This is a genomic window from Candidatus Aminicenantes bacterium (assembly GCA_026393795.1).
Taxonomy (GTDB): Bacteria; Acidobacteriota; Aminicenantia; order UBA2199; family UBA2199; genus UBA2199.
Map to the genome: position 1 here is coordinate 1 of JAPKZL010000095.1, position 4,177 is coordinate 4,177.

Annotated in this window: 5 protein-coding genes and 2 tRNA genes; all 7 read right to left on the bottom strand. The window is 54.9% G+C overall.

Annotated features, from left to right (window positions below; all coding sequences use genetic code 11):
* A partial coding sequence (locus NTW95_04710; protein MCX6556720.1) for a homocysteine S-methyltransferase family protein occupies window positions 1-257 on the bottom strand: 257 nt, incomplete at its 3' end.
* Window positions 258-276: 19 nt separating this feature from the next.
* Entirely contained in the window at window positions 277-1,242 is a 966-nt protein-coding gene (locus tag NTW95_04715; protein MCX6556721.1) for a methylenetetrahydrofolate reductase, read from the bottom strand.
* Window positions 1,243-1,404: 162 nt separating this feature from the next.
* The gene (locus NTW95_04720; GenBank protein ID MCX6556722.1) at window positions 1,405-1,878 is read right to left on the bottom strand and encodes an ATPase P; all 474 of its coding nucleotides are present in this window, start codon (window positions 1,876-1,878) and stop codon (window positions 1,405-1,407) included.
* A 62-nt stretch (window positions 1,879-1,940) separates the two neighbouring features.
* Complete coding sequence (locus NTW95_04725; GenBank protein ID MCX6556723.1) at window positions 1,941-2,555, bottom strand: 3'-5' exonuclease domain-containing protein 2; 615 nt, start codon at window positions 2,553-2,555, stop codon at window positions 1,941-1,943.
* Window positions 2,556-3,304: 749 nt separating this feature from the next.
* Window positions 3,305-3,376 (bottom strand) — tRNA-Glu (locus tag NTW95_04730).
* A gap of 26 nt (window positions 3,377-3,402) precedes the next feature.
* Window positions 3,403-3,476 (bottom strand) — tRNA-Gln (locus tag NTW95_04735).
* A gap of 76 nt (window positions 3,477-3,552) precedes the next feature.
* Window positions 3,553-4,177, bottom strand: a 625-nt coding sequence (locus NTW95_04740; protein ID MCX6556724.1) for a transposase, incomplete at its 5' end; no start/stop codon positions are given.

The following is a 4,177-nucleotide window of genomic DNA, read 5'->3' on the forward strand; positions in this document are numbered from 1 at the left end:
TACTTGGCCAGTTCGCTGGCCTGGGCGCCGAAGGTATTGGTCTCGATGATGTCGCAGCCGGCGTCCAGGTACGAGGAATGGATGGCGCCGATGGTGTCGGGCCGCGAGAGGGTGAGATAGTCATAGCAGCCGTCGCGGCCCTGGTAATCGTCGGGGCCAATGGCTGCTGCCATGATCGCCGTGCCCATCGCGCCGTCCAGGATGAGGATTTTTTCCTTCTGGCGCTTGCTGATGTCGGGTTTGCCTATTCCAGCCATGATCACGCCTCGACTGAAATCAATGTTGACCGGGAAAAATCGATTCCAGGAGGGCCTTGGCGGCCTTTCCCTGGCCCATGGTAAAGACGTGGATTCCCGGCACGCCGTAGTCGATCAGCTGCTCGGCCAAGCGGGCCATGTAGCGGACGCCGTTGGCGAAAGCCTGCTCCTTGGTGCGCGCGTCTTCGATGAGCCCGACCAGATCGGCCGGGATGTTGACATGGAAGGTGCTGGGAATGGACAGTATCTGTTTGCGGTTGACCAGGGGCTTGAGTCCCGGGATGATGGGGACGGTAATGCCGAGGGCGCGCGCCTTCTCGACCAGGTTCCGATAATGCTCGAAACTGAAGAACATCTGGGTGATGATGTATTCGGCTCCCATCTCGACCTTGTTTTTCAGATAAAGGAGATCCTTGTCCAGGTTGGGCGATTCGAAATGCTTTTCGGGATAGGCGGCCACGCCGATGCAGAACTTGGTCTGGACCGGGTCCTCCAGCTCATCGATGTATTTCCCCTTGTTCATCGAGGCGATCTGCTCGACCAGTTGGCAGGCGTAATGGTGGCCGTCCTTTTCCGGGATATAGCGCGGCTGGCCAGGGGGCGGGTCGCCGCGCAGGGACAGGATGTTCTCGATGCCCAGGAAATGCAGGTCGATCAGCGTGTCCTCGGTTTCGTAGCGGTTGAAGCTGCCGCAGATCAGGTGCGGGACCGGCTCCACCTGGAAGCGGTTCTTGATGGCGCTGCAGATCCCGACCGTGCCCGGTTTTTTTCGCCGCGGCCGGCGGGTGATGATCCCGTCCTTCTCCTCGTATACCGTGTGCGGCTGGTGATAGGTGACGTTGATGAACTGGGGTTCGAAAGGCATCAAGGCTTCCAGGCCAGAAAAAACATCGTCCACGCTTTTGCCGCGGTCGGGCGGAGTGATCTCCAGCGAAAAAAGCAGCTTATGATCCTTGCTCTGAAGACTATCGATGACCTTGGCCATGACAACCCCTCGCGGTTAAGTTTCATTTATCATAGCACAAAAAGCCTTTTGTTTGAAGCCCAGAATAGATAATGGTCTTCCTCAAAAAAGGCCTAAAACGACAGGTAGGGGTTTGATTAATCAAACCCCTACAAGGCAATTTGGTTTACCCCAGGAAACCGATCACATCCGCAAGGTGGCCGTCAGACGCAGGGGATGCAGCAGCAGCTGCAGCGCCGCGACGATGTCGCTGCAGGCAATATCGGCCGCCAGCAGACTGTCGGTCGCGGCTCCCTCTTCCTGGATGACCGCGATGCCCAGTCTCGCCTTTTTCAGCATGGCGCGGTCGTTGCGGCCGTTGCCGATGCATGCCGTGTTTTCGGCTCCCAATTCCTCGACATAGCGTTCCTTTTGCCCGGTGTGATCGGAGCCGTTAAGAATTTTCAGGGTGCAGGGGATGCCCTGGATTTCATTTTCCACGTTGCCAAACGTAGCGGCGGTGAGGATGTGGATGCGCAGCTGGCGCGAAAGCTCGACTAGCAATTCCCCTACCCTGGGCTTTATTTTCCCGTCCAGGGCGAGGGTGCCGTTGAAATCGAGCACAAGGTCCTTGATTTCCAGAATTTCATCTTTTCCAGGTATATTAATTTCAATCATGGTCACAAATAAATCATTGTGTAGGGGTTCAATACAGGATTCATTGAGATCAGATTGAACCCCTACATTGTCTTTTGAACCCGATCAATCCGTTTTTCCAGTTCGAGAAACATTTCCCGGCACACCCAGGCGTCGGTGGCCGCGTACGTGATCTGGGCCGGGGTCAATTCGCTGCGCTCCCAGTTTGACGTTTGCGCCCCCTTGGAAACGCGAAAGCCAAGCAAATGCGCGGCCAGGGTGCGTACGCCGCTGGCCTTGATGCCGGCCTTGGCCGCCATCTTGCCCAGTTCGACAAAACCGGCGGGGACGAATTTCATCACTTCATGCAGCTTGGCGACATCGCCGGCCACGGCGATGCCGGCCTTGATGACCCGCGCATCGGCGAATAGGCCGGCCAGGCAGTCCAGTTGGTTCAATTTTTTAAGCTGCAGCAAGAAGACCTTTTTCTTGCCGGCCAGCTGCACCAGGGCCGGCGGGAAACGGTCGCCGCTCTTGAACGTCGGCCGGACCTCGATGTCGAAGCCCAGGACCAATTCGTTTTCGAGTTCATTGATCACGGCGTGAAGGCGCGCATCGTCGGCGACGATCTCCACCGCCCCATCGTATTTTTTTTGCGGCAGCAGGTTGATCTCCGCCTTGCTCGGCGCGGGCTGAAGGACGACAGGACTTTCTTGCATGCGGAGATTATAACCTATTTCGGTGCAATCTGGTAAGAAAATCTGTGACTCATCCGGGGATTTAGGCAAAGATTGTAGAAATCTCTTCTTTCGACCTCGAAGATTCAATTGGGGTATGGGTTTCATTGCAATGCATACATCCTGTATGCCTTAGATGGCTATAATGATGGATATCGCTGGAAATAACCAACCGATATAGGTCCGCGAACTTGACCCGAATTTGTCCAGGTTTGTAGTATCACTATGCCGAGGCTTTGCGAGGCATCTAGTGATACTATGCCGAGGCTTTGCGAGGCATCTGGCGATGCCACCACAAGGCGCTGCAAGATCGGGAATTGGCAGCGCTACGGGTCGCGGCACTATGCTGAGGTCCCCCGAAGCATCCAGTGCCGCTATCCTAGCGCGTAAATTACTGAAAGGCACAGCATCACTCCGTTGAGGTTTTACGAAACGGTGAGTGATGCTGTAATAATTACACCAACACTAGCCGCCTCGGGAGACCTCGGCGGAGTGTTGGTGCAGCGCTACGGTACGCATCGCCATGTTGAGGCTTCCGAGACATTATTTTGGCGATGCTGTCCCAATTCGCTGCTGCGAATTGGTCGACCCCCGGTTGTAATTCTAAACCGAGGTTCTCATCCCCGAGAATTGAAATAAAGAGAATGGCAGCGCTACGGGTCGCGGCACTATGCTGAGGTCCCCCGAAGCATCCAGTGCCGCTATCCTAGCGCGTAAATTACTGAAAGGCACAGCGCTACGGGGATTCGAACCCCGGTTTAGTGACTGAGAATCACCCGTCCTAACCCCTAGACGATAGCGCCATAGATTTGGAAAAGAAGAGGAAGAATGGCTGGGATGCAGGGACTCGAACCCCGATACTATGATCCAGAGTCATATGTCCTGCCATTGGACGACATCCCAACGCAGGCGGAATTATACCCGACTTCAAAATTTATGTCAAACGTTTTTGTCAGGTATGTATCGACTGTCTTAAAAGTCAAGTACTTTTTGTAGAAAGTGAGAGATGATTTCGCATCTGGGCATTCAGTCGGACGAGTAGTTTACGCATGACAGCGGCAATGGCAACCTTTTTGGGTTTTCCGTTTTCGATAAGTCGCTGATAGAAAGCGCCGATTTCGGGATCATGTTGAGTAGCCACCCAGGCCGGCATGTATAAACAGCGCCTGGCTTCGTAGCGTCCCCCCGAGATGAAGCGCTTGCCTTTCATTTTGCCGCTTTCTTTGGGGATAGGAGCAAGGCCGATCAAGGAAGCGATCTTGCGCCTGTCGATGTGCCCGAGTTCAGGGACCAGGGCGATCAAGGCACGAGCAGTCGCCTTGCCAACCCCTTTTTGCTGGCAGAGGATCCGGGTCTTTTGTTCGATATCCGGATTTTGCGTTTCCAGGGCATCGATGAGGCGGTCGATCTGTTCCACTTCCAGGTTGATCGCGGCGACGAGGTTCTCATGGCTCTGCAAAATGGCCCCTGAAGCCAGGTTCATTCTGCATTTTTCGACCTGCAGGCTTTTCTTCAGTTCGATCCTGCGGCCGATCAGTTGTTTGAGCTCGATCTGCACGGGAGAAGCTTCATAGGCGGCGGGGAGGTTGGATTTGCGCGCAAAT

What these genes read in the sequence shown, in the direction of transcription:
- NTW95_04715 (MCX6556721.1), bottom strand. Translation starts at nt 1,242, where the DNA reads ATGGCCAAGGTCATCGATAGTCTTCAGAGCAAGGATCATAAGCTGCTT.
- NTW95_04720 (MCX6556722.1), bottom strand. Translation starts at nt 1,878, where the DNA reads ATGATTGAAATTAATATACCTGGAAAAGATGAAATTCTGGAAATCAAG.
- NTW95_04725 (MCX6556723.1), bottom strand. Translation starts at nt 2,555, where the DNA reads ATGCAAGAAAGTCCTGTCGTCCTTCAGCCCGCGCCGAGCAAGGCGGAG.